We start from the raw sequence: 25,615 nt of genomic DNA on the forward strand, positions 1-25,615 counted from the left end.
AGAAACGTTACATCAATCGTTACAAGAAAATAATGTGACTCATACACAGACTAATGAATCTGAAGTCCAAGACGGTGATCATCATTTAAAATCATCTTCTAAATATGCAGAAGATAGACGCTCATCTGTAGTGGATGATGTAAAAGAAGAAATCAATAATATCAATAAATCTAATAAATAAAAAGAGAGGAACTTAAAAATGTTCCTCTCTTTTTTACTTTTTATTAATTACTTTAATTCCTTCTTGAGTGCCAATAATCGCTTGTGTTGTTATATCTAAAAAATAACCTGTTTCTAGCACACCTGTGAGATGAATTAAAAATTCATGTAATTGATAAGGATCTATCTTACTTTTTAATTCACAGTCTAAAATATAATTTCCATTATCTGTAATAAATGGTATATCCTCATTCATTCTTCGTTCGACTGAGATATCATGATATGCTTCAATTTTTTTAGATACAAGTAACCAGTTAAATTTATCAACTTCAATAGGTAATTTGAAGGTTTCACCTAAGTAATTTACCATTTTACTTTCGTCTGCTAAAACGATAAATTTTCTTGCCATTTCATCAATGACTTTCTCTCTGAATAAGGCACCTCCGCCTCCTTTAATAAGGTTTAAATCTGAATCAATTTCATCTGCACCATCAATAGCTAAATTTATATAAGTAATATCATTAATATCAACCACATTAATATTATATTGTTTAGCAAGAAATTCACTTTTATTAGATGTACATACACCTGTAACATTTAAATTATCTTGTTGAATACGCTCTGCAATCTTAGGGATCAATAGTTCAATTGTACTTCCTGTTCCAATTCCAAGAATCATATTATCTTGAATTTGAGCCACTGCATCATCTGTCGTCATTAATTTGAGTTCTTTCGCATCCTTCATCGGTACTATAACTCCTTTTCATATACTCATTTATTATTTTACACTAGCCTTTTTAAAATACCTAGGTCTATTTTACATTCATTTAATTTATCAAAAAAATTTTTATACTTTTTAAAAATATAGTAAAATAACAGATATTATAAAAAAGGAGAGCATAACATGATTCCGGTATATGCTATTTCAACTGGTAAAATTGAAACTTTAAACTATGATCAAAAACGTCCAATGCATTCTGCTTTAAATAAAACAATGTTTTCTGGAAAAATGTGGTTATCTTATACAGGGTTCAGTGAGGATGAACAAGCTTATAAAGACCATGGTGGTCCACACAAAGCTGTTTGTTGTTTTAGTAAGGAAAATTATGCAATGTATAAAAATGATATTAATATACTACCTGATTATGCAATGTTTGGTGAAAATTTAACTCTCGTTGACCTTGATGAAAATGATGTGTATTTTGGAAATCAATATCAATTAGGAGAGGCAATTGTAGAAGTTTCTGAAATACGAGAACCTTGCTGGAAGATTCAAAGAAAGTATGGTATTAAACATTTAGTTAAGCGGATGTCATCCTCCGGTAAAACAGGATTTTATATGCGTGTTTTAAAAGAAGGTTATGTGCAGCAACAAGATCATTTATTACTCCTTAAAACTGCCGAATCTCCTACACGCTTATCTGTTCAAAATTTGAATGATATTTATTATAATGACCGCGAAAATATAGACCGTTTAAATCAAGCTATTAATAATCCTTACTTATCTCCTAAACGTATTGAAAAATTGAAATTATTAAAAGAAAAAGCAATGAATAAATAAAAACATACCTCTATCACTTAATGTCATAGTGGTATGTTTCTGAATAAAAATAAAGTTATTTTTCTGAAATATGATATATTGTCTTCGCATAAAATGGAACATTAGCTTTTAGAATTGATTTAGCTTTATTACCCTCATTATTAATATCATTAGGTAAGTATTGTGTTTCTAGCGCTACACCTGAATGAGGTTTATAAATATTAAACTCACTCTTCCATTCTGATGTATCGTTAAAAGTAAAAATCACTATATTAGTCATTGTTGTTTCTACATCTAACGCAAACTCGTTATTTTCAACGATAAGACGATGATGACCAATATCAAATGGATGATCGAGTCCTTTATTAAAATGTATTTGTTCTTTAATTTGTTTATCTTCAGAATTAAAAATATCTTGAAATTGAATAGGACGATGATTAAATCGTTCTAATAAATCAATAGGTTGTTGACTGGAAATAAGATGATTCTGATCAATAGGATACATTTTTAATTGTTCACTTATTATAGAGTGATTATCAATGACATTATTATCTCTATTTAGATTAAAGTACACATGATTTGTAGGATTGAATAATGTATCTTCATTTGATGTTGCTTTATATTCAATCGTCCAGCGATGTTCAACATCATATGTATGTATAACCTTAATCATCATATCTCCAGGATAACCATCCTCTTTTGATTGTATCTGAAGTTTAAATATAACTTTAATATTTGTTATATTATTTTGTATTTCATAATCAAACAATCGTCTGTCTAAACCATTACTACCACCGTGAAGTTGATTAGTCATTTCATTTGCTTCCAATTGATAATATTTGTTGTTTAAATTAAAAGAAGCATTTTCAATACGTCCTGCATATCGACCAATAGTAGCTCCAAATTTATATGGATTTTCGGGGTAAAATTCATCCGCTTCTACCTTATTACCTAACACAATATTATTATCATGATATTTCCAACAAACAATTCTTGCTCCATAGTTTGTAAATACAATATACGTATCGTCATTATCTATTTTAATTAAATCTATACCATGATTTTGATTCTCTACTTCAACTATCATTACTTACGTCTCCCTCTCAACACGCTTGATCAGGCTCTATTTGGTAAAATCATTATTAATACGCCAATAATGCATACAACAGCACCTAAGACATCATACTTATCTGGAATTTGTTTATCAAATACAAATGACCATATGATACTCATTATAATAAACACTCCACCATATGCTGCATAGACACGTCCAAAGGTTGGAAACACTTGAAATGTAGCAATCACACCATATAAGACAAGTACTAGTCCACCAATACATCCTAACCAACTTGATTGCCCTTCCCTTAACCACAACCAAATTAGATAGCCTCCACCAATTTCACAGAGACCTGATAATACAAAAATAAAAATTGAATATATCATTTGTTTATTCACCAACTTTTGAAAAGTTAGTTTCATTGTAGCAAACTGCTTTAAATTTCATCTATTACTTTTAAACTTTGACTTTATCATCAATACTTATTGTTACACTTTTTTAATTAATATTCCATAGGTTTTATATAAATTTAAAAATGTAAACGTTATCTATTAGATGTTTTTTGATTCTCTATCAATGCATTTAATATTTTCTAACTCTATCATTTTCCACTATAATAAAATTATTAAAAAGTTTAAACAAGCATCCAAATGATTCATTTAAAGAAAGAGGTATTTATATTGGACTTTGTAAATAAACCAACAATTGAAACGGCTAAATCTTTATTAGGCGTTAAAATTAGTTATCAAGATCATACACAAACTTATAGTGGCTATATCGTCGAAACAGAAGCTTATTTAGGTTTTAAAGATAAAGCAGCACATGGATTTGGTGGGAAACAAACGCCTAAAGTCACTTCTTTATATGAACGTGGCGGAACCATATATGGCCATGTTATGCATACGCATTTACTTATTAATTTAGTAACACGTGAAGAAGGTATTCCAGAAGGTGTCTTAATACGTGCAGTTGAACCTGATGATGGTATCGAAGGTATGAAAATCAACCGAAATAAATCTGGTTTCGAACTTACAAATGGTCCGGGAAAGTGGACTAAAGCATTTAATATTCCTAGAGCAATAGATGGTTCAACAATTAATCAATGTCGTTTATCTATTGATGTAAAGAATAGAAAATTTCCTAGAGAGATTGAAGAAAGTGCACGTATAGGTATCCCAAATAAAGGTGAATGGACAGAAAAACACTTAAGATATACTGTTAAAGGAAATCCATATGTCTCTAGAATGAGAAAATCCGATTGTCTATTACCAGAAGAAACATGGAAGTAACACCTCATTCAATAAAAAATCGCTTTTGAAAAGGTCGTCCTTCTTCAAAAGCGATTAATATTATCCACGTTCAACTTTTAAATGTCTTTGCTCTATCCAAGACATTAACTTACTATCAAAAACAATTTTACTTTGTTTTAAATCATTAATATCTTTAGCATCTAGCATTGTCATAATAGATTTCATATGGTCTATAAATGATTCTACATATTCAATGGTACTAGTAATACCAGCATGTTCAACTTGATTTAAAAATGGACGTGACATGCCAACAGCTTTTGCACCTAAAGCTAAACTTTTAATTGCATCTAAAGGTGTTCGTAATCCACCACTTGCAAATACATTTAGTTTATTTTGATAACTTATACTTTCAAGTAATGATTCTACAGTCGATTGGCCCCAATTTGAAAGGTAATCCATGTCTTTATTTGAACGACGCTCATTTTCTATTGTGACAAAATTAGTGCCACCCTTTCCACTCACATCTACATACGTTACGCCTATATTTACTAAAGATTGTAGTAATTCTTTACTCATGCCAAATCCTACTTCTTTAATGATAACAGGTACACTTACGCGTTGAACAATTGCCTCCACATTTTCTAACCATGTCGAGAATTCTCTATTCCCTTCTGGCATCACTAATTCTTGTGGTGCATTCACATGTACTTGTAAAGCTTGTGCGTCTAATAATTTAACTGCTTTAACAGCTTTATCTACTGGTACATCTGCCCCTACATTACTAAATATAATGCCCCCAGGGTTTGTTTTACGTACAATGCTGAATGATTCAGCCATCTTAGGATTTCTTAAAGCTGCATGCGTAGATCCTACAGCCATAGCTAAGCCTGTTTCTCTAGCAACGACTGCTAACTTTTCATTAATTGTCTTAGTCCAATCACTTCCACCTGTCATTGCATTAATGTACAAGGGAAATGTCATATCAAAATTTGAAGTATGACTCGTTAAATCCACTTGATTCACATTGATATTTGGAATTGAATGATGTACAAACCTCATACGGTCAAAATCTGATTGAGGGACATCTTGTTGTGCCATTGCAATTTCTACATGTTCATTTTTTCTTTGCTCTCTTTGGATATCTCTCATGTAACAACCTACTTTCCTTAAACTATGTTCTATATTAAAACCACTTTTTCTTTTTAAAAAAGAGAATTAATGCAATTGAAATGAGTAACATTATAGTTAAACAAATAAAATAACCATAGTGCCATTTTAACTCTGGCATATATTCAAAGTTCATTCCATATACGCCTACTATAAATGTTAAAGGAGAAAATATAACTGACACGAGTGTCAATACTTGCATAATACTATTCATTCTAAAAGAAGAATAAGATTCAAAATTTTCTCGAATTTCATTTGTCATTTCTTGAGAGGTTCTAATAATATTATTTTGTTTAATAATATGATCATCAATATGTTGAATATACATTGAATGTTTATAATCTACAATTAAGTTACCTTCAGTCTTAATTGTATTCACAAGTTCTTGCATTGGGAATAATACACGTTTTATTTTTATAAGATTAGAACGTAATTGAAAGACATTATCCATTACTTTTTTACTATGTGTATCATCTACATGCGCATCTTCAAAGCTGTATACCTCATCTTCAATGGCATAAACAAAATCAAAATATTTATCTACCATCATATCAAGGATATGTATAACGATATCAGCACAATCTAAATCTGGATCATGTTTACGAGCATTCATCTTGACAACTTCCATTAACGATTCAAAATGATGTTGATGATAAGTAATTAATGTTTTTCCGTCTAGAAATACGTTCAATGCTATAGGAGTAAAATTATCTTTATGCATACTATGAAATACCATGTATTGGTAATCATCATAAGATTTATATTTAACTCGTGGTACCCCTTTAATAGCATCTTCTAATTCTAAATAGTTAAAATTATAGTTTTCAATCAAAAAATCATTTTCTTCGGATGTTGCCTCTTCAAAATCCAACCACACAATAGTAGCATCATTAGGCACATCACTGATCTGTTCAACTTGAGTTAGTGGTTCGTTCTTAGTTTGATATCGAATTGTCATGGTCATCTTTCTGTTTCCTCCTATTTAACCATACGGTTATCATTCTACCATGAATTAAATATTGTGTATGTGTTATTTTGTGTTAGTAAAGTATTTTTATAAAATTTCAAAGAAAGGATAAAATATTATGAACTATCCATTTATTATTCATAAAAGCGTAGTATCTTCTCAAGTTGATTTTAACCAACATATGCACGATGCAGAATATAATTCAATTTTCAGTGAAGTTATTAGTGAATTTAATCATTATAATGGTTTATCATTAAAAGAAAGAGAAGCGCTTAATTATACAACGTTTACAGTCGAAGAACATACAACCTATTTAAAGGAATTACACTTCGAAGAATCGTTTTCAGTTCGTGTTCGTATTTATGATTATGATGAAAAACGTGTTCACTTCTTTTTAGAATTATTTAAAAATGATGAAACTTTAGCTGCAACAAGCGAAATAATGATGATGGGTATTAATCGTTTAACACGCCGACCTGCTTCTTTCCCCACACACTATAAATCTAATATCCAAATATACTATGATTCTCAATATGATCAGCGCTGGCCTAAATCATTAGGACATCAAATCGGCATTCCAAAAAAAGGAGAGGCATAATGACAGAGACTATTTCTGAAATCTTAGAAAACACATTATTTGATCTTAGTGATACACTTAAACTACATTTAATTGAATTAAATGAAAATCGTTCATTATTTATGAATGGACCAAGTCAAGAGCTCATTCAACGAACATTTAATATCAGTTTTTACCAAGGACAAAAACAAGCGATAGAAACATTAGATAGAGAAATTAAAACGACTACGGATGAAAATGATTTAATAGCTAATCTAAAAAGATATTCTCAAGACATTGAACAACAACTTTTAAATGTAATAGAATTACATACTACAACTTATGAACCCGAAGAAAACTTAAGGTTGGCACAATCTCTCGATACTTATTATCATTGTAAAGGTCAGCATGATATTATTAGTGAATTATTATTGCAAATCAATAAATATTCAATATAAAAAATATAGGACTAAAGTAAAATCTAACTCAATTCTACTTTAGTCCTTATCATTATTCATGAATTGCCTTATTAATTTGTTTAATCACCTTATGAGATTCATGAATTGGGAATAACGCAAAGTCATGAAACATTTTTGGATACTCAAAAAATTGTATAGATTGATTATAAGTTTCCAATTCATATGCCAAACGTTGCATATCTGGATAATAAATTTCCTTACCACCACCAAACATTATAATTGGTGGCAATCCTTGTTTTATTCCATATATCGGAGAAATTAAAGGATTTGATAATGGTTCTTTATCGCTCCACACATTCATTATATTTTGAAGTCCTTGAATATTAACAAAACGATCTTTTTCAACCAAATTTTCAGTAATTTGAGGATTTGTCATTGTTGCATCAAGCATCGGAGAAATTAAACATATTTTATATGGTAACGTTTTGCCATTTTCTACTAATTGTTGTACATAACTCAGTGCAAGTGCTCCACCAGTTCCATCACCCATAATAACAATGTTTTCATTATTAACTTCACTTAATAACGATTCATATACATTATTAATTGCTTTAAATGTATCTTTAAGATGAAACTCTGGTGCTTTAGGATATATCGGTAAAACGACCTCATATAAAGTGTTAAGTGCAAGTTTGTCCATTAATCTCCAATGGAATGGAGAAGGTTGTAATGTGTTGTATCCACCATGAATATACAAAATTTTCTTTTTAGTTTCGTGACGAAAATTAAATCTAAACACTTGCATATCTCCTAAAGATAATTTATCAAGATTTGCTTTCACATTTAAAGTGGGAGGTTGCTTATGTTTCGCTCTATTAATATCCTTTCTACGCTCCATAAACGATTCGAACTCGTCTTTACTCTTAAACTGAATTGAGCGATTATGTAGTAAATATTTATTAACAATTCTATTTACCATACGTGTTTTCATAACATTTTACCTACCTTATAAATTTGTAAAATTAATCAAACTTTATTACAGACAGCTAAAAAAACGATATAATACTATTTATATGATTAAAAATGAGCAATCTAGTTCATATAATTGCCTATTACACATTAAATTCAGTATAAATGAGTCAACTATAGAAAACAAATGAATGACGGCAAAGGAGTAATAATAATGCAAAACCCTAATAGATATCAAACAAACCGCCCCCCATATGCTCGTGTTAACCAACAAGCTTATTATGGTAAAAAGAAAAATTCGTGGATAAGTTTAATTATACATATCATCATTCTTATACTTGTAGGGATTACTTGTTATAGCATGTATAAACAACCTATTCTAAATTTTGTTCTTGCAAATCAAGCGATTGATTTCTCTGAGATTAAAAATTTTCAAAATACAACTACTCAGATTGGACCACTCAATATTAATATTAGTGAAGTCGCTAACTTACAAGGTGTAATCGATAAATTTATTCTAGCCTTTAATATATTTTTCGTTTTATGTATTGGCAGCATGATTATTTCAATTTTAACCATTGTATTTAATAGAACGATTTTAAAAGTGATTAATTTCATCATTATCGCTGTTGCGTTAATGATTGCTTTTTCCTTTAGTTATACAATTCAAATGTTAGGAAAGCAAATCTCTCAGAACTTGCATCACTTTTTCTTAGATTTACCACCAAATCAAATTATTACTGAAGCAGATGCTATTCACAATGCACTGATTTTACTTTCAAGTAGTTTAGCGTTATTATTTATAAGCTTTTTCTTTAGAAATCGTCATCCTAGAATCAAATAGAAATGTAATCTCATTTTATATTTAATAAAATAAAAAAAGGTATTGAACGTTTTATATGTCCAATACCTTTTTTATTTATTAAAATTTATTACTTTCTTTACTCATCAATCTCTCATGTTCAGCTTCAGCACCTTTTTTACCTTTTAAGAATAAACTTAAAATGAATGCTAAGACACTTAATGCTGTAGCAATCCAAAACGCATCATTGATACCTTCAATTGAGGCTAATTTATTTACATAAGTCAAGATAACTTGTACTGCGCCTTGTTGACCTCCATATTGCGCTGCCATTTCACGTACATGATCTTGAATGACTGGATTAGTTTTATCTAATTCAGTTGCAAATGCATTAAGATGATTTGTAGATTGAGTTGTCATTACAGTAACAAGAATTGCAGTACCAATTGAACCAGCTAATTGTCTCATCGTATTTAAGAACGCATTACCATGAGAAATTAAGCGAGGTGGTAAAGCATTGATAGCTGCAGTCATTAACGGCATCATAACAAATGCCATACCTAGCGAACGTATTACATAAATACTCATAATATGAAGATAAGAAGTATCCATATTCAGTTTTGTTAATTCATATGTTCCGTAAGTCATCACTGCAATACCGAATAAAGCAAGTGGTTTAAGACCAATAGTATCAAGTAATTTACCAGCAACAGGTCCTAATACACCCATTAATAATGAACCTGGTAATAATAGTAAACCAGAATCTAATGCTGAGAAACCACGTAAATTTTGAAGATATAATGGTAATAAAATCATACCTCCAAATAAACTCATCATTACTACCATATTTATAATAGTAGTAAGCGTGTATGTTGGTGATTTTAGCACTTCTAAATTAAGCATTGGTGCTTTCATTGTTAATTCACGAATAGCAAATAAGATGATGAACACAACACCAATTATAAACATTATAATGATTTCAGTTGAACCCCATCCTTTATTACCAGCTTCACTAAAGCCATATAATAAAGCACCAAATCCAATTGTACTATATACGATACCACGATAATCTGCTTTGGGATTGATTGTTTTTTGATAAATTTTGAACCATGCTAATCCAAATAAGAAAGCAAGTAATCCTAAGATAAACATCATATAGAACATAACATTCCAATGATAATTTTGGACGATGTAACCAGATAATGTTGGTCCAATCGCTGGAGCAAGAATCATTGCAATACCCATTGTTCCCATTGCCACACCACGTTTTTCAGGTGGGAAAATAGTAACAATTACATTAGATCCTAATGGCATTAATATACCTGCACCAATTGCTTGTAAAACACGTCCTCCCATCATAATTGGGAAGTTAGTTGAAATACCACAAACTAATGAGCCGATTGTAAATAATAAAAGCGCTATTAAAAATAGCTTACGATATGAATACTTATTAAATAAAAACGCACTTATTGGTATTAAAATACCATTTACTAACATGAATCCTGTCATCAACCATTGCCCAGTTGAAGCAGAAATATTGAACTCTGTATTAATTCTAGGTAAAGCTACATTAAGTAATGTTTGGTTTAAAATTGCGATAAACATACCAAACAACATAGCAGCTAAAATTTTACCTCTTGTAATCCCTGCACCGAAGACAAAATCTTGTGTTTGGTCTTTTATACGTTCGTTCACACGTCCTTCTTGGGAATCAGGATTAATAGGTTCATAAATAGGATCTTTGGAAAGATGTTGATTATTAACATCTCTATCATTATGGTTTACTGTATCTTCAGCATGAGCATTGTGTTGTTCATCGTCTGAGTAGTGTAAGGAATATGAAGTTTGCTTTTGCTCAGGATGAATTTGTTCTGAAGATGAATCTTGTTGCTCTTGTTCTTCTTCAAAATGATTTTTTCTTTTATCATTATTGATATCGTTATCTTCCTTATAATGAGATTGATCATTATTAAAGTAACGTTTTTTCTCTTCACTGATCTGAGAAGATGATGCATTCTTTGCATCGTTATTTTGTTCTAAGTCACTCATTTTAAATTTAGATGGATTATTTTGACTCTTAGATTCTTCATTTACTTGTTGTCCCTTTGATTGATTTAACTTAGATTTATTACGTGATTTCAACACGAATAAATTAATTAAACCAACTAAAATGACCGCTGCAACGATATATCCAATAATGAAGGTCACTGTCATTTTATGACCTCCTTAGTCTTTATGGATTTTAACTTCAGCGTTCATTCCAGGAACAACATTTTTAGATGGTTGTGAATCTAAAGAAATTTTCACAGGAATCACTTGTGAAACTTTAGTATAGTTACCGTCACTGTTTGATGATGGCATTAATGAGAAACTATTTGCAGTTGCTTTTCCGATTTCTTTAATTTTACCATCGATTTTAGAATCTTGACCGTCGATTGTTACATCAACTTTATCGCCTTTTTCAATGCTGCTTAAATCATTTTCATCGATATTAGCTGTAATGTATAAATCATCTAAATTATATGCATAAGCAATTGGTGAACCTGCTTGAGCGATAGAGCCTTCCATTCCATCAGTTTTAGCAATTGTACCATCTTGTGGCATTTTAATTTTTTGATCTTGAGTTTGACCATCTTGACCTTGAGCAGTTACTTCTGCCACTGTGTCACCTTTTTTCAATTTATCGCCTTGTTTTGCGTCAAAAGATTTAATTTGTCCAGATGCTGGACTCGCAATTTTAATTTGATTACCGTCAACTTTAGCATTATCAGTTGTTACATAGCTAGTTGCATTATGATAGAAATAAAATCCAACTACTCCGATAATAACTAAAGCAACGATAGTAATGATATTGATTAACACCATTTTCTTCATTGAACTTTCCTCCTATTTGCTTTTAAAAATCACTTTATATATTATAAAGACATATCAATAAAAAAAACACCAACAAAACTTAAAAAATTGTCGGTTATTCTTTTTAATTTAGGTGACATACATGAAATTAAAAGCGAAATATAAAATTATAATAAGTATGATCGATTTGCTAGAAGATTATCCTTTCGAACAAATTTCAATTAAAATGATATGTGCAAAATGTAAAATTAATCGTTCAACCTTTTATGATAATTTTCAGGATAAATACGACTTATTGTCTACAATCCAAAGTTACCATTTAAATAAGTATGAAAAATTATTAAAAGCACTTTCTAATAATTTTCACAATATAAAAAAAGAGCCTGAAAAAGTATTTAAGTTCTTCCATATTATTCTCAAATATATATATAGAAAGAAATCTTTTTTTCACGCTATTTTTATCTCAAATCCAAATAGAAGTTTAGTTATGGACTACTTAGATATTACCAAGAAATATTACGATAAGATTTTAACTGAAAATGAAACTTTAATTCAAAATAGAGAGCTTTTTATTTCTTATACAATTAGCGGTCAAATTGGAGTAATTCTTTACTGGCTAAGAAGCGGTTGCCAAGAAAGTCCTAAAGAAGTAGCAAATTCTTTATTATCCAATACAATTAAGTTACAAAGATAATAAAGAAGAGAGCAAGACAGAATCAAATTAAATTTTGTTTTGCTCCCTATTTATTTATCTTTTTGTTTTAAACACTTTAAAATTAATAAGGTGTAAAATAATAAGGATCACAATTGCACTAATAATGATTGTTAGATAAGGTGTACTGTTATATTCCCCTTTTACATTTACCAAAGGTGTAACAATACCTCCAAATAAAAATTGCACAAGCCCTAATAAACTCGAAGCACTACCATTACCAGTGGTACTTTCCTCCATCGCAATAGAAAACCCTAAAGTAGCTACACCTGTAACTGGAGCTACTAATGTTATAAAACCAATCACTAAAAAAATGAATGGTCCATGTTGGATGAGCGTTAACGAAACAATACATACACCAATAATTTGGATACATGTCAATAACCTTAAAAGTGTTTGCGTATGAATATAATCTACTAGTTTTCCTGTTAATTGACTAGAGATGATTAATGTTATTCCTATTCCAGCAAACATCCAACTAAAATGCAGTGGGGATACACCATAAATTTTTTGAACTAAAAACGGTGAAGCAGAAATATAACTAAACAATAAAATAAATGAAACACCTTGTATTAGCATGGGTAGTACAAATCGTGGTGTACCTAATAAGCTTTTAAAATTCTGAAATATCACTTTGATACCACTGCTATCTCTATACTCTAAACTTAAAGATTCTGGTATTTTTGTTAGGCTTCCCATTATCATTAATATACCGAAGATAGTTAATATAACAAATACGACTCTCCAAACTGCTACACTTAAAATGATACCTCCAAGCGCAGGCGCAATAACCGGTGCAACACCATTAACTAACATTAATAAAGATAGAAATTTAGTTAATTCATTACCTTTATATAAATCACTTGCAATGGCTCTTGAAATAACTGCCGCGCCTCCCCCGGTAATACCTTGTAAAAGTCTTAAGATAATCATAAGCCATATGTTATGAACAAATATGATTCCGAGACTTGCAAGAGTAAAAATGGTCATAACGATAATTAAAGGTTTCTTACGCCCCACACTATCGGAAATCGGTCCTACAAATAAATTACCAATTCCAAGACCAATCATAAAAAACGATAGTGTCAATTGAGCATTAGCTGTCGTAGTGTTAAAATCATTTTTCAATTCAGGTAAACCAGGTAAGAACATATCAATCGCTAACGGTCCTATAGCAGTCAACATACCTAGAATAATAATAAATAACAAGGAATGCTTATCTTGGTTATGTCTTTGTTCCATTTAAATATTCTCCTTAGAATCTATTTAATGTTTATGATTTGTAATATTCCATTATCTTTATCTTCTTCTATTTCATAAGTGACATATTCTATTTCTCCGCGTTGATTAATTTGTTGTACTTTAGCTTTAATAATATCTCCACTTTGAGTTGCACTTAACAACTGTGAGAATTCAAAATGCTTTGAATCACTTAAATGATTTTTTATATCTATATATGCATCAGACTTATTTTTTAGAAATGGACTTATTATCTCAAAATTTTGTTGATTAATAGCATAATTTAGCGCATAGGTATATTGATTAAAAAATGGTTCTAACGTAACTCTAAGTATGTTTTCTTCTTCAGTTTTCTTTGAAACATAATCAGAAATTTTATCTTCATCAAAATCTAGTATTGCACTATTAATGTTTCCTAAATCTTTTGCTTTTATTGTTTTACTTGTAGACGTAAATGTTTTGTCTTTAACCATACCTGTAGCTGAAACACTAATGTCTTTATTTTGAGGATATGGACCATATATTTTTGATGCATCATATTTCATTTCTTTATCATTAATAGTTACTTTCAATGTATTTTTATCTAAGTCACTTTTACCCTTTAATTTAACTTTAAGTGAAGCTTCGTTAAAGTTCTCATTAACCTCCACAGTATTTCCTTTAGCATATCTAAAATCAAATTTCATTTGACCTGTAAAATGACCATATTCTGTGTCTTTTTCAGCATCGATAGCATAAACACCTGGAATGTATTTACCAATAGAAGTTGCTTGATTCGCCTTTGCATGAATGACTCTACGTTTTCCACCAGCTTTAAATTCATATTTTGTATCTATTTTCGGCTTAACAATAACAGTTTTTGTAGGTGGTCTATAACTCATATTATTAAAGATTAAAAAACGCGTTCCATTTTTACTAATTTTTAATACATTTTTATCTGTTTTTGTTTGTATATAGGCAGAATCATGATTACTTTTATTTAATTTATCTGTTGTGTGTTTGACATCATGAATAAATTTCATCATTCCAACTTCATCTTTAATATATTGAATATAAACACTTGCTTCTTCATCATCTACAGGAACATCTTTAGTACTAATTAACGTAGCTACTTTTTGAGCATCGTTGTTATCAATTGCGTTTACAAGAATTTTGGTTTGAGCTTCGGGAGAATTGAAATTTTTTAATAGTATGAAAACAATACCAATTAAAATAATAATGAAAGTTATAATGACCCAAGGAATAAACTTTTTAAATTTTAAATTAGATTGTTCTGATTGAGAGGACGATGTTGCTTTATTTTTTTCTTTAGGTATCATATTTCCGCAATTAGAACATTGCCTATCACTTTTATTTAATTCTTGTCCACAATAAGGACATTGTTTCATTTTGTCATCAACTTCCTCTCATAAGATGCAATGTCATTTATATTTTTCACACAAATATTATAACTCTTTTTTCTTGTGGAGATAATTTCCGATTAACGTTTATTTTACCTTAGCATTAAAATGCTTCACACGTTCATCTATAATATAAAGCACACTCAGAGCTTTTTCTATATCCTTACTAGATAAGTCTTTAACCATATCATTCACAATTTGACTTATAATTTCGTTATTTTCTTCCGTATATTGGCGCCCTTTCTCTGTTAAAACAATATACTTTAAGCGTTGATCTATTTTATTGTTAGGCTTCTGTAATGCAACAAAGTCACTTTCTATTAATTTTTTTATACGACGACTTACTGCCGCTTTATTAACCCCTTGTTTTTCAGTAATTTCCGTTATAGATAAAGCTTGATGATGACTGAGTAATCGTAGTACATTCGATTGTTCAGTAGAAACACCATATTTTACTTGTTGATCTTTTAAAAGTTTAGACGTTAATGTATTTGTCTCATCTATGAAATGTTTCATAAATTCAATATGATTTTTTGAGATTCTACTCATTACAAATCTCCTTACTTAAATAATTTCATATATTGTGCAGTTAATTTTTATACTCTGTTAAATAATATCAATAATTTTCCACGTTGAAAACAAATAGAAAAATATAATAGTTGCTAAATTGTGACCCTTTCATTACATTTAAATATATAAATAGATATGAGGTTATCAAATATGCTAGCAATCATTTTATTATTTATTGTTTTAATTATTATCCTAAGTGTTTTGTTTAATATAAGACACTTTATCTCTCTTTCTTTTTTTATTACAAGCGTGATATTATGTTTCACCATTAGTCTCATTAATATCATGACCATGACCCTACCAACTGGATTGTTTATATTAATTATCATTTCTACCATCGGTTTGCTTGTCAAACATTCTCATCTATTCAAAATTAAAAAAGGAACCTGTTTCTTAAATAAAATGTTTCGTAGATTAATAAATGGTGTCTTATTTATTGGTATATTTATATATCTTAGTACAATACCATTACCTATTTTAAATGGCATGTTTTTATGGATTGCTTTAATTTTATTTAGTGCTTGTTACGCTTTCATTATATATTTAATTTTTTCTTCTGCATTTGAACGTGCTAAAACCCATAAACAATATGATATGATTCTTATACTTGGCGCAGGTATATTCAATGAAACAGTCACTCCTATGCTAGCCTCTAGACTGGATAGAGCTTTAGAAATCTATAAAGTACAGTCGCATAATTGCAATATATTGGTAAGTGGTGGTCAAGGTCCTGACGAACCAATTTCAGAGGCCTTAGCAATGAAGAATTATCTCATTAAATGTGGTGTATCATCTTCTTCAATATTGATGGAATCACAATCAAGCAGTACATATGAGAACTTTTTATATTCTAAATCTTTCATTAATACATCGTTTGAAAATGTCCCTAGTATTTTATGCGTGACGAGTCAATTTCATATTTTAAGAGCCTTACGTTTTGCACAAAAGTTAAATATAAAAATAATAGGATTAGGAAGTTCAACGCCTTATCATTTTCTAGATAAAGCGCTCTTACGAGATTTTCTTGCACTTATATATCAATATAAATTACTTTTGACTTTGTATTTAGTCGGAGTATTTATAGCGTCAATTTGGATATTACTTTAATATACAAAAAGTCTGGATCATTTTCTTATATGATCCAGACTTTTCCATAGTATGAATACTATTCACTTTTAATTAAGTATTTTGCCGTCTTCTAATTTTACAACGCGATCAGCATAGTCAAATAATCGCTCGTCATGTGTAATCATAATACCTACCATCTGTTCAGATTTTATACGTTCCTTAATCATCTCTACTACTTTCGTAGCACGACTTGCATCTAAACTTGCTGTTGGTTCATCTGCAAGAATGATTTTAGGATTATTTGTAAAGGCACGCATAATTGCTACACGTTGCTTTTCTCCTCCTGATAACATATGTGGAAATGCATTCAAACGATCTTTGAGACCAATTTCTGTTAATAAATATTTAGCATTTGAAACGGCTTCTTTTTTATTTACTCCCGCTTCCTTAGCAATAACAGTGAGTTGTTCTTCAACCGTTAGATAAGGCACAAGATGTGACGCTTGAAAAATAAAACCAATATCATTAAGTCTTAATTCTGTACTATTTTTATAATTTGAATATAAGTCATGACCTTCATATAATATCTTACCATCAGTAGGTGTTAACAACCCACCTAATATATTTAATAATGTCGATTTACCTGAACCTGATGCACCATTTAAAATAATAAACTCTCCTGGTTGAACTTCTAAATTAATATCTTTTAATACTTTTGTCTTCGCTGAACCTTCTCCAAATGTTTTACTAATATGTTCGAGTTTTAATGTCATTATTCCATACCTCCAATAGCATCAATTGGATCCACTTTTACTACTTTGATAAATGATAGTAAGGCACCGATAAATCCTACAATAAGAAAAATAACAATCATTAATAAAATTGTACCGTAACCTAAATAAAATGGCATCGTAACTGGCATAATTAAACTTAATATTAAAATAAGTACTGTGGCTAAAATAACACCAACCATGGTAGTTAAAATAATCTCTATAATTAATGAGCTTAATAAATGTCTCGTTTTAATACCTACTGCTTTTAATATACCTATTTGTGAGATTTTTTGAATGGTCATAACATAAAAAAATGCACTTAATACAATTGCTGTAATCACGAACAAACTAATGATCATTAAATTCAATGGCATTTGTTCTGCTTGGTAACTTGCAATGTTATCAGTCAATGTTTTTTCACTAACAGTTGTTACATTAGAAATATCATTAATTCTATTTTTATCTTTTTTACTTAATTCTTTAACTGGGTAGAATGTAGAATAATTTTTATTAAGTGCTTTAAAATCTGAATGATTCATCATAACCATTGAGCTATGAGAATACATTGTATCTTCAATAATACCACTTACTTTATAAGCTTCTTTATGACCTTTAAACTTAATCATATCTCCTTTTTTTACATCTTGTCCCGTTAATTTATCATTTATTGCAACTTCATATGAATGATTAGGATAGCGACCTTCTTTTAAAGAGGGACGATCTTCTTTAGAAGTAGAGAACGTAAGAATATCTTGATCTTGTTGTTTTAATTTTAATGTTTGTGGTCCAAGATGTGTTGCTTGTTGATTTATAATATCTTCTATCTTATTTTGTTGATTTGAATCAAGTTGTGATTTTTCAATTTTAGGTTCTTTCATTTTTTCAATAATATATGTTTGTGCATTTTGATTATTTAAAAATGACACATTTTCTCTCGCTAAACCTTGAGCTAAACCATTAATAAATAATACCATACTCCCTAGTAAGAAGATGATTAGCATAATTAATATATATCGAAACTTATAAAATTTTATTTCTTTCCAAGCTAAATTCATTTCTTTTTCCTCCCTATTTATCTTTATTAAACAGTATAGAGAGTAAATATGAACTGAATATGAACAACAAAGAAAATTGTCTTAGATTTTAAAGATTCGTATAATAATTAGAAAAGGAGCGAAAAGTAAATGATAAAATGTTTAATTGTAGATGATGATCCAAAACTCTTGCATTACGTTTCTAAACATTTAGAAGCGGATCATATAAAAACCGTGACACATTCGAGTGGAGAACAAGCATTAAAATATCTTAATCATCATCGCGTGGATATCGCAGTTGTAGATATTATGATGACAGGTATGGATGGATTTGAATTATGTCAATTATTAAAAGATCGCTATCAATTACCAGTTATTATGCTAACAGCACGAGATGCATTAAGTGATAAAGAACGTGCATTTGTCAGTGGCACAGATGACTATGTAACTAAACCTTTTGAAATTAAGGAATTATTATTTAGAATTCGTGCCGTTTTGCGTCGTTATCAAATTAATACGCAAAATAAGATTGAAATAGGAAATGTCATTTTAAATGATGAATTTATGGAGGTGAGTGTAGCATCTAAAAAAATGAATCTTCCTACTAAAGAATTCCAACTCCTATTTTTATTATGCACTCATCCAAGACAAATTTACACAAGAGAGTCTATTATTGAAAAAATTTGGGGTTTCGATTATACAGGCGATGAAAGAACAGTAGACGTTCATATTAAGCGTTTAAGAACACGGTTAAAAAAATTAGAGGCAACTATTGAAATTCAAACAGTAAGAGGCCAGGGATACAAGGTGAATAAAGATGTTTAAAACACTATATAGTCGCATTGCAATTTATACTATTACTGTGATTATTTTTAGTGCATTAGTTAGTTTTTTCATTGCAAATATACATTATCATTTCAATCTCAAAGAAAATAATGACACTAAAATTATGCGTACGTTAAAAGAAGCTCGTACTTATGAACATCAACTTCCTTCAAAATACGTAAAATCTTATTTTCAACATTTAGGACAAATGAATTATCAAATCGTTACCGTCGATAAACAAGGACAAAAAACATTTTATGGTGAACCTTTTAGAAAAGATACACTGTCCTCATCATCTATTAACCAAGTTATGCGTGGTCATGATTATCACGGTATAAAAAACAAACCTTTTGAATTATTCGTGACAGGTTTCTTTGATAATGAAACTGATAACACTGTGGGCATAAGATTTTATGAAGACCATGAACCTATAGCAGTATTTATGCGACCAGATATAGGTAAAACATTCGGCGAGTTTAGAATATTTTTATTGGTATTACTTATTTTCTTATTGCTGATATCTATTTCACTTGTTATTGCTTCAACATACTCAATCATTAAACCTATTAAAAAGTTAAAAATGGCGACCGAACAATTAATGAATGGGAATTTTGAAACACCCATTTCTCATACCCGTCATGATGAAATTGGAACTTTACAGTTTCGTTTTGATACCATGCGTCAGTCATTAAAACAATTAGATGACATGCGTCAACATTTTGTTCAAAATGTTTCACATGAAATTAAAACACCTCTTACACATATTGAAAGACTATTAACTGAATTACAATTTGCGCATTCAGAAGATGAACGTCATAGCTTAATCAATGATATTCATTTAGAAATTACACGTCTTAGTAACTTAATAAAAGAACTACTATTACTATCTGAATTAGATAATGCGAATCACTTATCTGTTGACGATAATTTAGAATTATCTTCACTCATTACTGATATCATTCGACATGAACAATACACGATTGATGATAAATCATTGATGTTATTATCTGATATGCATAAAATATATTTTCAGGGAAATCGTCGCCTTTTACATCAAGCATTTTCGAATCTAATTCAAAATGCTATTAAATATTCAGATATAAATGGCATTATCGATATTACTTTGAATCAAGAAAATAATCATATTATTTTTGCGGTCACAAATGAAGGACAAACTATTTCTAAACAAGCGATACCACATCTATTTGATCGTTTTTATAAACTCAATGCTAGTGATAATAGTAATGGTTTAGGACTAGCAATTACTAAGTCCATCATTGATTTACATCACGGTAAAATATGTGTATCTAGTGATTCTAAAAATGGCACGACATTTAAAATTCTATTTCCGCATATCCTATTTTAACTTAATCGAAAAAACAGGCAGTGTTAAAAATGACACTACCTGTTTTTTCGATTATTTCACATTTAAATATTTTCTTACTTCTTTATTTACTGCGTTATAAACTTCTTCGTGCTCATTAAGTTTAAGTCCGTATGATGGAATCATCTCTTTAATTTTTGGAATCCAAGCATCAAATTCATTTTTGTAACAGCGTTTTAATACATCTAGCATGATATCGACAGCTGTTGAAGCTCCTGGAGAAGCACCTAATAATGCTGCAAGTGATCCATCATTAGAAGTAATGACCTCTGTACCAAATTGTAAATTTCCTTTACTATCTTCTGTATCTTTAATCACTTGAACACGTTGTCCAGCAATAACAACTTCCCAATCTTCGTCTCTAGCATTCGGTAAAAAGATTCTTAAATCATTCATTCGATCTTTATGACTAAGCATTAATTGAGAAACTAAGTATTTAGTTAAATTAAACTCTTTAACTCCTGCTGTTAACATCGTCACAATATTATTCGGTTTAACAGAACGAATTAAATCTAAATTGGATCCTGTTTTCAAAAATTTAGGTGAGAAGCCTGCAAACGGTCCAAATAATAGAGATCGTTCTCCATTTACAAATCGTGTATCTAAATGTGGTACAGACATCGGCGGTGCTCCAACATCTGCTTTACCATATACTTTTGCATAATGACGTTCAATAACGTCTTTGTTTTTACAACGTAAGAAAAGACCACTTACTGGGAAACCACCTACATGTTTAGACTGCTTAATTCCAGTTTTTTGTAGAAGTGGAAGACTTGCTCCTCCAGCACCAATGAACACAAACTCAGATTCAAACGTGTGAATTGTATTAGACTTCAAATCTTTGACAGTCACTTTCCAATAACCATTATTTAATCTTTCAATATTTTGAACTTCTTGATGATACGTAACATCTACTTTATGTTCTTTTAAATTAGAAATTAATTTTTTAGTGAGTGCTCCAAAGTTTACATCTGTACCAGTTTCATCCCGAGATAATGCAATAGGAACGGGTGATGTTCTACCTTCTACCATTAACGGCACCCATTCAACAATTTTATCTCGATCTTCTGTGATTTCCATTTTTTGAAATAAAATATTTTCTTTTAAAGCTTTTACACGTTTTTTCAAAAAGTCTATGTTTAAAATACCTTTAACAAAGCTCATATGTGGCACAGATTGAATAAAATTACCTGGATGTTCTAGTTGACCCGTTCTAACTAGATAAGCCCAAAATTGTTTAGATACTTGGAACTGTTCATTAATTTTAATTGCTTTTGTTACATCAATACTGCCATCTTTATTTTCTTTTGTATAATTCAATTCACATAGAGCTGAATGTCCTGTTCCAGCATTATTCCATACATTAGAACTCTCCTCACCTGATTGTTCCAATTTTTCGAAAATTTTAATTTCCTTTTCTGGAGATAAGTCTTTTAGTAATGTTCCTAATGTTGCGCTCATTATTCCGCCACCGATTAAGATGACATCTGTTTTGCTATGTTCTATACTCATAACAACCCAGTCCCCCTTTTATAATCACATCTTCAGTCGAAATAAACACGACCATTTTTAATTTAAAACGCTTTCTTTTATCGATAAAAAAATAAATATTAATTTGACGTTAAAAGCATAAATAAAATTATAATTACTATAGTAATTATATACATAATTTCTCTTTGAAAAAAGTATTTACACGAATTATCACATTATTTTATCTCTATTTTCAAAAATATTTTAATTTTATTATAAAGCTTACAATATTTATACAGTTGGTTTATTACATGCTATAATTTTTATAATATTATTAATAACGAGGTACAATCATGAAATCATTTACTTTTTTAATGCATAATATATACGCCTTAGGTGGCACAGTTAAAGCAATGACTGAACTAGCAAATACCTTAGCGGACAAAGGTCATAACGTTGAAATTATCTCTATTTTTAGAGCTAAAGATATGCCTTACTTCAAACTTAATTCTTCTATTAAAATAAAGTCCTTAGTTGATTATAGATTAAAACCACAAAATGTGATTTCTATCTTTATGAATCGATTGAATAAATACACTCCTTTATTAAAGCCTATCTACCTTTCAAAACATGAGCCTGGTTTAAATCAATTCTCCAAGTATATTGAACATAAACTGATACGTGCAATTAATGATATAGATACCGATGTACTCATAGGTACAAGAGCAAGTTTTAATATATTTATTTCTAAATATTATCATGGACATGCAATGACAATAGGTATGGAACATATGAATTTAAATGCCTATCCCAAAGCGTATCGACAAGAAATATTAGATGCTTATCAACATCTAGACGCGCTAACCACTTTAACTCATACTGATAAAAACCATTATGAATCATTCATTGAAACACCTGTATATGTCGTTCCTAATATTATTCGAACTAAAAAATTAAATCTACCTAAAAAAAATATTATTTTAAGTGCCGGACGTCTAGAATATGAAAAAGGTTATGATATTTTAATCGAAAGTGTCCAACTCATTAAAGATACGCTTAGACAGAAAAACTATAAAATCGAGATTTATGGTGAAGGTCAAGAACATCAAAATTTACAAGAAACTATTAATCATTACCAGCTTAATGACTTAATAACCATACATCCAGCCACTCAACACCTTAATGAAAAATTGGCACAAAGCCGAATGACTGTCGTTCCTTCACGAAATGAAGGGTTTGGAATGGTCATATTAGAAGCAATGGCTCAAGACAATATTGTTATTAGTTTTAAAGATACACTTGGACCTTCACAACTGATTCAACATAATAAAAATGGTTATTTAGCAGACTATGCGAATGCACAATCATTAGCAAAATATATTAATCTTGCTATTCAAAAGAGAACGCATTCAGAAAATATGATTAAATCGAGTCATCAAACTCTTGAACATTATTCTCCAGATAAAATTTACGATTATTTTTATTCTATTTTCAAATAAAAAAGGATTGCAATCGGAATTCTCCGAGTTGCAATCCTTTTAATGATATCTACATAAATATAGATAAGATAAATGTCCAAATACAGATAAAGATAAGTAGTCCAATACTATATTTCAGAGTCATTTTAAGTAATTCTGATTCTTTACCCACTTGTTTTACAGCTGCTGTTGCAATTGCAATAGATTGTGGTGAAATCAATTTAGCTGCAACCCCACCAACAGTATTAGCTGCAACAAGTAATGGTGCACTTGTACCAATTTGTTGTGCTACAGAAGCTTGGATTGGTGCAAATAATGAGTTGTTGTTTACTACTGAACCTGTCATAAACACACCGATCCATCCTAAGATTGGAGATAAGATTGGGAACACGCCGCCTGCTTTTGCGATACCTTGACCCATTGCAGCACTTAAACCACCATATGTAGTGATTTTAGAAATTGCTAAGATGAAGCAAATTGTTAAAATTGGTAACCATAGTTCTTTGAATGCTTCAACAAATAAACGTCCTGCATCACCAAAGCTAACTTTTTTAGACATTAAAACTGTAATAATAATTGTTAGTAAAATGGCAGTACCAGTTTGACCAATAAAGTTAAAAGTTAACATAATTGGTTTGTGTGTAACATCACTGTATGTGCCTGGTAAATTGAAATTAAATACTAATGCTGATAAAGGACCATTTGGTGCAAATAAGTTTTTGAAGAATGTTGCACTCCAAATCATTACAATTACAGTTAAGATAATGAATGGGCTCCATGCATATAAAATTTCTTTACCACTATGTGGAGTAACTGCTTCTGGTTTAACATCTTTTTGTATTCTAAAAATATTTTTAGGTTGGAATTTTTTAGAGAATACTGCTAACACACCCATAGTCACTAATGGTGGAATGATGTCAGCTAATTCTGGACCAACAAATACTGTAATTAAGCCTTGTAATACTGTATAAGTAATTGAAGCTACTAAAATTTGTGGTAATGTTTCCTTAATACCTTTAAAACCATCAATAATAAAGATTAATAAGAATGGAATAATAAAGTTAATAATTGCTAAAGTAAGTGTAGACACTTGAGACACGCTCATTGCTTCAACATGTCCTGGTAAATGAAGTGTATTCACAATACCAACTGGAATACCAATTGCACCGAATGCACCTGAAGCAGCGTTGGCAATTAAACATAACATTGCTGCTTGTAAAGGTTTAAAACCTAGTTGTGCAAGTAATAATGCACAAATTGCAATTGGCACACCGAAACCTGCAGCACCTTCTAAGAAGCCATTAAAAGCAAAACCAATTAATAATAATTGAATACGTTGGTCTTGTGAAATGCTCATAATGCTATCTTGAATTGTACTAAATTGACCAGATTCTTGAGTCGTTTTATATAATAAAACGGCCATAATAACGATATAACCAATTGGGATAATACCTTGATAGAATCCTTCTATTACACCACCTGTAGCAATACCACCAGGTAATTTAAAGAATGGCAATGCAATAAGTAAAGTAACTACTAAAGTAGTGATTGCTGCATAAATCCCTTTCATTTTAAACACAGTTAAACATAACAAGAATAAAATGATTGGAATTGCTGCAATTAAACTAGATAACGCTAAGTTACCAAAAGGGTTAAAAGAATGTACTAACATAGTTTAAACGCTTCTTTCCTTAATATTTTATTATATTGATGAATTATCTAGCTAAACAACTAAAAATTCACTTTTCTAATTTTAACAGGTATTCACAAAAATTAACATATTGTAATCAAGTTAAAATTAGTATATTACACTTTTTATTTTTGTGAATATTTTCACAAAAATAATATAACATTTCTTATCACAATTGACAATACTGTAAAAATAATTTATGTCAACAATAGTAGTAAGATCTATTTGAATTT

General features: G+C 29.9%; 25 protein-coding genes. 10 read left to right on the forward strand and 15 right to left on the reverse strand.

Going from position 1 to position 25,615, the window contains the following annotated elements:
* Window positions 1–214: 214 nt before the first annotated feature.
* Entirely contained in the window at window positions 215–904 is a 690-nt protein-coding gene (locus CD034_RS09740; RefSeq protein ID WP_077700103.1) for a ribose 5-phosphate isomerase A, read from the reverse strand.
* 159 nt (window positions 905–1,063) lie between these two features.
* Here CD034_RS09740 and CD034_RS09745 point away from each other — a divergent pair, with 159 nt between their 5' ends.
* Window positions 1,064–1,720, forward strand: a complete 657-nt coding sequence (locus CD034_RS09745; protein WP_002454973.1) for an MOSC domain-containing protein — start codon at window positions 1,064–1,066, stop codon at window positions 1,718–1,720.
* Window positions 1,721–1,775: 55 nt separating this feature from the next.
* Here CD034_RS09745 and CD034_RS09750 read toward each other — a convergent pair whose 3' ends face one another.
* Both CD034_RS09750 and CD034_RS09755 read right to left on the reverse strand, forming a co-directional pair.
* Complete coding sequence (locus CD034_RS09750) at window positions 1,776–2,786, reverse strand: aldose epimerase family protein (protein ID WP_077700104.1); 1,011 nt, start codon at window positions 2,784–2,786, stop codon at window positions 1,776–1,778.
* 29 nt (window positions 2,787–2,815) lie between these two features.
* Window positions 2,816–3,142: a YnfA family protein gene (locus CD034_RS09755; RefSeq protein WP_002454971.1), complete on the reverse strand. Its 327-nt coding sequence runs from the start codon at window positions 3,140–3,142 to the stop codon at window positions 2,816–2,818.
* A 294-nt stretch (window positions 3,143–3,436) separates the two neighbouring features.
* On the opposite strand from CD034_RS09755, the gene CD034_RS09760 reads away from it, so the two are divergent.
* Window positions 3,437–4,045 (forward strand): DNA-3-methyladenine glycosylase, encoded by a 609-nt coding sequence (locus CD034_RS09760; protein ID WP_002454970.1) that lies wholly within the window; start codon window positions 3,437–3,439, stop codon window positions 4,043–4,045.
* Between the two features lie 60 nt (window positions 4,046–4,105).
* Here the strand turns inward: CD034_RS09760 and fni are convergent, their stop codons facing one another.
* Entirely contained in the window at window positions 4,106–5,155 is a 1,050-nt protein-coding gene (fni, locus tag CD034_RS09765) for a type 2 isopentenyl-diphosphate Delta-isomerase (RefSeq protein WP_077700105.1), read from the reverse strand.
* A 34-nt stretch (window positions 5,156–5,189) separates the two neighbouring features.
* The gene (gene corA, locus CD034_RS09770) at window positions 5,190–6,137 is read right to left on the reverse strand and encodes a magnesium/cobalt transporter CorA (RefSeq protein WP_077700106.1); all 948 of its coding nucleotides are present in this window, start codon (window positions 6,135–6,137) and stop codon (window positions 5,190–5,192) included.
* A 121-nt stretch (window positions 6,138–6,258) separates the two neighbouring features.
* Between corA and CD034_RS09775 the strand changes: the two genes are divergently transcribed.
* Complete coding sequence (locus CD034_RS09775; RefSeq protein WP_002454968.1) at window positions 6,259–6,738, forward strand: thioesterase family protein; 480 nt, start codon at window positions 6,259–6,261, stop codon at window positions 6,736–6,738.
* Window positions 6,738–7,154 (forward strand): hypothetical protein, encoded by a 417-nt coding sequence (locus CD034_RS09780; protein WP_077700107.1) that lies wholly within the window; start codon window positions 6,738–6,740, stop codon window positions 7,152–7,154. Before CD034_RS09775 ends, CD034_RS09780 begins: the two co-directional genes overlap by 1 nt.
* A gap of 52 nt (window positions 7,155–7,206) precedes the next feature.
* On the opposite strand, the gene CD034_RS09785 is transcribed toward CD034_RS09780, so the two are convergent.
* Window positions 7,207–8,106 (reverse strand): alpha/beta hydrolase fold domain-containing protein, encoded by a 900-nt coding sequence (locus CD034_RS09785; RefSeq protein ID WP_064206691.1) that lies wholly within the window; start codon window positions 8,104–8,106, stop codon window positions 7,207–7,209.
* Window positions 8,107–8,298: 192 nt separating this feature from the next.
* On the opposite strand from CD034_RS09785, the gene CD034_RS09790 reads away from it, so the two are divergent.
* Window positions 8,299–8,928, forward strand: a complete 630-nt coding sequence (locus CD034_RS09790; RefSeq protein WP_002448359.1) for a hypothetical protein — start codon at window positions 8,299–8,301, stop codon at window positions 8,926–8,928.
* A 78-nt stretch (window positions 8,929–9,006) separates the two neighbouring features.
* Here the strand turns inward: CD034_RS09790 and CD034_RS09795 are convergent, their stop codons facing one another.
* Together CD034_RS09795 and CD034_RS09800 are read right to left on the reverse strand one after the other, a co-directional pair.
* Window positions 9,007–11,100 (reverse strand): DHA2 family efflux MFS transporter permease subunit, encoded by a 2,094-nt coding sequence (locus tag CD034_RS09795; RefSeq protein WP_103288328.1) that lies wholly within the window; start codon window positions 11,098–11,100, stop codon window positions 9,007–9,009.
* A 12-nt stretch (window positions 11,101–11,112) separates the two neighbouring features.
* On the reverse strand, window positions 11,113–11,760 hold the full coding sequence (locus CD034_RS09800; RefSeq protein WP_002448529.1) for an HlyD family secretion protein: 648 nt from the start codon (window positions 11,758–11,760) through the stop codon (window positions 11,113–11,115).
* A 121-nt stretch (window positions 11,761–11,881) separates the two neighbouring features.
* Here CD034_RS09800 and CD034_RS09805 point away from each other — a divergent pair, with 121 nt between their 5' ends.
* Window positions 11,882–12,433, forward strand: a complete 552-nt coding sequence (locus CD034_RS09805; protein WP_002448470.1) for a TetR/AcrR family transcriptional regulator C-terminal domain-containing protein — start codon at window positions 11,882–11,884, stop codon at window positions 12,431–12,433.
* A 54-nt stretch (window positions 12,434–12,487) separates the two neighbouring features.
* Here CD034_RS09805 and tcaB read toward each other — a convergent pair whose 3' ends face one another.
* The 3 genes from tcaB to tcaR all read right to left on the reverse strand — a co-directional run bounded on the left by tcaB (window position 12,488) and on the right by tcaR (window position 15,639).
* Window positions 12,488–13,693, reverse strand: coding sequence for a putative multidrug effflux MFS transporter TcaB (tcaB, locus tag CD034_RS09810; protein WP_002448360.1), 1,206 nt, complete (start codon window positions 13,691–13,693; stop codon window positions 12,488–12,490).
* A gap of 20 nt (window positions 13,694–13,713) precedes the next feature.
* Window positions 13,714–15,078, reverse strand: coding sequence for a membrane-associated protein TcaA (tcaA, locus tag CD034_RS09815; RefSeq protein ID WP_002448446.1), 1,365 nt, complete (start codon window positions 15,076–15,078; stop codon window positions 13,714–13,716).
* Window positions 15,079–15,177: 99 nt separating this feature from the next.
* Entirely contained in the window at window positions 15,178–15,639 is a 462-nt protein-coding gene (gene tcaR / locus CD034_RS09820; protein WP_002448483.1) for a MarR family transcriptional regulator TcaR, read from the reverse strand.
* A gap of 171 nt (window positions 15,640–15,810) precedes the next feature.
* Here tcaR and CD034_RS09825 point away from each other — a divergent pair, with 171 nt between their 5' ends.
* Window positions 15,811–16,767 carry a YdcF family protein gene (locus CD034_RS09825; protein WP_002454961.1) on the forward strand — a complete coding sequence of 319 codons (957 nt, stop codon included), beginning with the start codon at window positions 15,811–15,813 and terminating at the stop codon, window positions 16,765–16,767.
* Between the two features lie 68 nt (window positions 16,768–16,835).
* Here the strand turns inward: CD034_RS09825 and CD034_RS09830 are convergent, their stop codons facing one another.
* Window positions 16,836–17,501, reverse strand: coding sequence for an ABC transporter ATP-binding protein (locus CD034_RS09830; protein WP_002448319.1), 666 nt, complete (start codon window positions 17,499–17,501; stop codon window positions 16,836–16,838).
* Window positions 17,501–18,556, reverse strand: a complete 1,056-nt coding sequence (locus CD034_RS09835; protein WP_002448471.1) for an ABC transporter permease — start codon at window positions 18,554–18,556, stop codon at window positions 17,501–17,503. The genes CD034_RS09830 and CD034_RS09835 overlap by 1 nt, the downstream gene beginning before the upstream one ends.
* A gap of 129 nt (window positions 18,557–18,685) precedes the next feature.
* Here CD034_RS09835 and CD034_RS09840 point away from each other — a divergent pair, with 129 nt between their 5' ends.
* Window positions 18,686–19,360, forward strand: coding sequence for a response regulator transcription factor (locus CD034_RS09840; protein ID WP_002448578.1), 675 nt, complete (start codon window positions 18,686–18,688; stop codon window positions 19,358–19,360).
* Entirely contained in the window at window positions 19,353–20,726 is a 1,374-nt protein-coding gene (locus CD034_RS09845; protein WP_064206688.1) for a HAMP domain-containing sensor histidine kinase, read from the forward strand. Before CD034_RS09840 ends, CD034_RS09845 begins: the two co-directional genes overlap by 8 nt.
* 51 nt (window positions 20,727–20,777) lie before the next feature.
* Here the strand turns inward: CD034_RS09845 and mqo are convergent, their stop codons facing one another.
* Entirely contained in the window at window positions 20,778–22,256 is a 1,479-nt protein-coding gene (gene mqo, locus CD034_RS09850) for a malate dehydrogenase (quinone) (protein WP_037554322.1), read from the reverse strand.
* Window positions 22,257–22,567: 311 nt separating this feature from the next.
* Between mqo and CD034_RS09855 the strand changes: the two genes are divergently transcribed.
* Window positions 22,568–23,713, forward strand: coding sequence for a glycosyltransferase family 4 protein (locus CD034_RS09855; RefSeq protein WP_002454957.1), 1,146 nt, complete (start codon window positions 22,568–22,570; stop codon window positions 23,711–23,713).
* Between the two features lie 49 nt (window positions 23,714–23,762).
* Here CD034_RS09855 and CD034_RS09860 read toward each other — a convergent pair whose 3' ends face one another.
* The gene (locus CD034_RS09860; RefSeq protein WP_002454956.1) at window positions 23,763–25,364 is read right to left on the reverse strand and encodes an L-lactate permease; all 1,602 of its coding nucleotides are present in this window, start codon (window positions 25,362–25,364) and stop codon (window positions 23,763–23,765) included.
* Window positions 25,365–25,615: the final 251 nt, after the last annotated feature.

Source organism: Staphylococcus hominis subsp. hominis, assembly GCF_002901845.1.
In the GTDB taxonomy this organism is placed as follows: Bacteria; Bacillota; Bacilli; order Staphylococcales; family Staphylococcaceae; genus Staphylococcus; species Staphylococcus hominis.

Excerpts from the sequence above, each read along its gene's own strand:
- CD034_RS09740 (WP_077700103.1), bottom strand. The coding sequence starts at position 904 with ATGAAGGATGCGAAAGAACTCAAATTAATGACGACAGATGATGCAGTG.
- CD034_RS09745 (WP_002454973.1), top strand. The coding sequence starts at position 1,064 with ATGATTCCGGTATATGCTATTTCAACTGGTAAAATTGAAACTTTAAAC.
- CD034_RS09750 (WP_077700104.1), bottom strand. The coding sequence starts at position 2,786 with ATGATAGTTGAAGTAGAGAATCAAAATCATGGTATAGATTTAATTAAA.
- CD034_RS09755 (WP_002454971.1), bottom strand. The coding sequence starts at position 3,142 with ATGATATATTCAATTTTTATTTTTGTATTATCAGGTCTCTGTGAAATT.
- fni (WP_077700105.1), bottom strand. The coding sequence starts at position 5,155 with ATGAGAGATATCCAAAGAGAGCAAAGAAAAAATGAACATGTAGAAATT.
- corA (WP_077700106.1), bottom strand. The coding sequence starts at position 6,137 with ATGACCATGACAATTCGATATCAAACTAAGAACGAACCACTAACTCAA.
- CD034_RS09775 (WP_002454968.1), top strand. The coding sequence starts at position 6,259 with ATGAACTATCCATTTATTATTCATAAAAGCGTAGTATCTTCTCAAGTT.
- CD034_RS09780 (WP_077700107.1), top strand. The coding sequence starts at position 6,738 with ATGACAGAGACTATTTCTGAAATCTTAGAAAACACATTATTTGATCTT.
- CD034_RS09785 (WP_064206691.1), bottom strand. The coding sequence starts at position 8,106 with ATGAAAACACGTATGGTAAATAGAATTGTTAATAAATATTTACTACAT.
- CD034_RS09790 (WP_002448359.1), top strand. The coding sequence starts at position 8,299 with ATGCAAAACCCTAATAGATATCAAACAAACCGCCCCCCATATGCTCGT.
- CD034_RS09795 (WP_103288328.1), bottom strand. The coding sequence starts at position 11,100 with ATGACAGTGACCTTCATTATTGGATATATCGTTGCAGCGGTCATTTTA.
- CD034_RS09800 (WP_002448529.1), bottom strand. The coding sequence starts at position 11,760 with ATGAAGAAAATGGTGTTAATCAATATCATTACTATCGTTGCTTTAGTT.
- CD034_RS09805 (WP_002448470.1), top strand. The coding sequence starts at position 11,882 with ATGAAATTAAAAGCGAAATATAAAATTATAATAAGTATGATCGATTTG.
- tcaB (WP_002448360.1), bottom strand. The coding sequence starts at position 13,693 with ATGGAACAAAGACATAACCAAGATAAGCATTCCTTGTTATTTATTATT.
- tcaA (WP_002448446.1), bottom strand. The coding sequence starts at position 15,078 with ATGAAACAATGTCCTTATTGTGGACAAGAATTAAATAAAAGTGATAGG.
- tcaR (WP_002448483.1), bottom strand. The coding sequence starts at position 15,639 with ATGAGTAGAATCTCAAAAAATCATATTGAATTTATGAAACATTTCATA.
- CD034_RS09825 (WP_002454961.1), top strand. The coding sequence starts at position 15,811 with ATGCTAGCAATCATTTTATTATTTATTGTTTTAATTATTATCCTAAGT.
- CD034_RS09830 (WP_002448319.1), bottom strand. The coding sequence starts at position 17,501 with ATGACATTAAAACTCGAACATATTAGTAAAACATTTGGAGAAGGTTCA.
- CD034_RS09835 (WP_002448471.1), bottom strand. The coding sequence starts at position 18,556 with ATGAATTTAGCTTGGAAAGAAATAAAATTTTATAAGTTTCGATATATA.
- CD034_RS09840 (WP_002448578.1), top strand. The coding sequence starts at position 18,686 with ATGATAAAATGTTTAATTGTAGATGATGATCCAAAACTCTTGCATTAC.
- CD034_RS09845 (WP_064206688.1), top strand. The coding sequence starts at position 19,353 with ATGTTTAAAACACTATATAGTCGCATTGCAATTTATACTATTACTGTG.
- mqo (WP_037554322.1), bottom strand. The coding sequence starts at position 22,256 with ATGAGTATAGAACATAGCAAAACAGATGTCATCTTAATCGGTGGCGGA.
- CD034_RS09855 (WP_002454957.1), top strand. The coding sequence starts at position 22,568 with ATGAAATCATTTACTTTTTTAATGCATAATATATACGCCTTAGGTGGC.
- CD034_RS09860 (WP_002454956.1), bottom strand. The coding sequence starts at position 25,364 with ATGTTAGTACATTCTTTTAACCCTTTTGGTAACTTAGCGTTATCTAGT.